2 protein-coding genes are annotated in these 1,565 nt (G+C 41.6%); one reads left to right on the top strand and one right to left on the bottom strand.

Annotation, left to right across the window (positions count from 1 at the left end; translation table 11 throughout):
- Window positions 1-676, bottom strand: a 676-nt coding sequence (locus A3739_RS01440; protein WP_369821073.1) for a chemotaxis protein, incomplete at its 3' end; no start/stop codon positions are given.
- 133 nt (window positions 677-809) lie between these two features.
- On the opposite strand from A3739_RS01440, the gene flgA reads away from it, so the two are divergent.
- Window positions 810-1,520: a flagellar basal body P-ring formation chaperone FlgA gene (gene flgA, locus A3739_RS01435; protein ID WP_068499974.1), complete on the top strand. Its 711-nt coding sequence runs from the start codon at window positions 810-812 to the stop codon at window positions 1,518-1,520.
- The last annotated feature ends 45 nt before the right edge of the window (window positions 1,521-1,565 follow it).

Raw genomic sequence — 1,565 nt, 5'->3', positions numbered from 1 at the left:
GAGAGCCATCTTCGGTGATTTCTCTTAAGTGTTGATAGGCTTGGCGCCCATCGTTTTTGAGCACTACCTCAGCACCAATGGTCTGCAAACAATTCTGAATTTGCTTTCGCGCAACCACAGAATCATCGACAACCAAAATTCGATGCTTTTGAAATTCTTCTTTGTCGCGACCGTCAAGCGTACTCTCTTTGACACTTTCATCCATCGGAGAGACTTCAGAGAGGATTTTTTCGACATCCAAAATCTCAACTAATTTGTCGTCTATTTCAGTAACGGCTGTAAGGTAGTTTTCTTTTCCAGAACCCTTCGGTGGCGGATGAATCTCTTCCCAATTTAGGTTCACGATACGTTCGACGCCTGCGACCAAAAAGCCTTGTGTATTTCGGTTGTATTCCGTGATGATAATAAATTGTTCAGTAAGATCGTCTGTAGCGACAGAACGCTGACCAGTCGCCATACCCATATCTAAAATTGGAATAGTGCCGCCCCGGATATGAGCAACACCTTTAACAACAGGATTACTTTTAGGCAGACTCGTAAGACGAGGACATTGAAGAACCTCTTTTACCTTAAAGACGTTGATGCCATATACCTGACGCCCAGCCAACCTAAATAACAGAAGCTCAAGCCTATTTTGGCCAACCAACTGCGTTCGTTGGTTTACGCTATCTAACACACCAGCCAAGGTAACACCTCGATAATTGAGAAATTAGTAAAGTTTTATCAAATCAATAATAGACCATCATTAAAAAGTAGGCCTATAGATTGCAGTAAATATCGCAAATAACGATTATTTGTCATTAAAGCGCATGTCGAAACGCCATCTATACACAATAGTTACCCTGCTTTTAGCCTCTATCGCTGCGAATAGTTCATTTGCGCAGACCTTAAATGCAGAAAATCTTATTACTGAAGCATACTCATATCTCACTATGGAACTCAGTACGTACGAGGCAAAAGGCTTCCGCACTGAATATAAGATCGGCAAAGTTTCACCGAAATTTAGTGTGCCAGTATGTGAAAGTGAAATTAAGAAAGAATTACGTAGAGATATTTTCAAAACAGCGAACAATACAATCGCCATGTCATGTGCAAGTCCANCTTGGCAAATTCATATTTCTGCCAAAGCCGCGCTATACAAGAAAGTGATTACAGCGCTGCAAAGCATTCCTAAGAACACCGCCATTAGAGAAAGCCATCTAGGTACGATGGAACAGCAGGTAAATCTCAATAGGCGTGGTAGCTACGGACATCCAGATCATCTCGTGGGAATGATTACTAAACGTAGCATTCGTCAAGGCGAAGTCATCAGCCCAACCCAGTTAAAAGCACCTATGCTCGTGCAGCGCGGAGATGAAGTTCTAATAAGCGCATCAAACAGCGCCATCCGCATTCAAATGAAAGGCGAAGCCTTGAGTGCAGGGTCTCTCGGAGAGCAAATTAGTGTTAGAAACTTATCTTCTGAGAGAATTATCCGAGCCCAAGTCCTTGAAAGAGGTAAAGTTTTAGTTGTTCTCTAAAAAAATACGAGATTTATACGAAAATTCATTAAAGTTTTTTTACTA

It is taken from the genome of Oleiphilus sp. HI0067, assembly GCF_001635735.1.
This window is presented reverse-complemented; position numbering and strand designations above follow the sequence as displayed.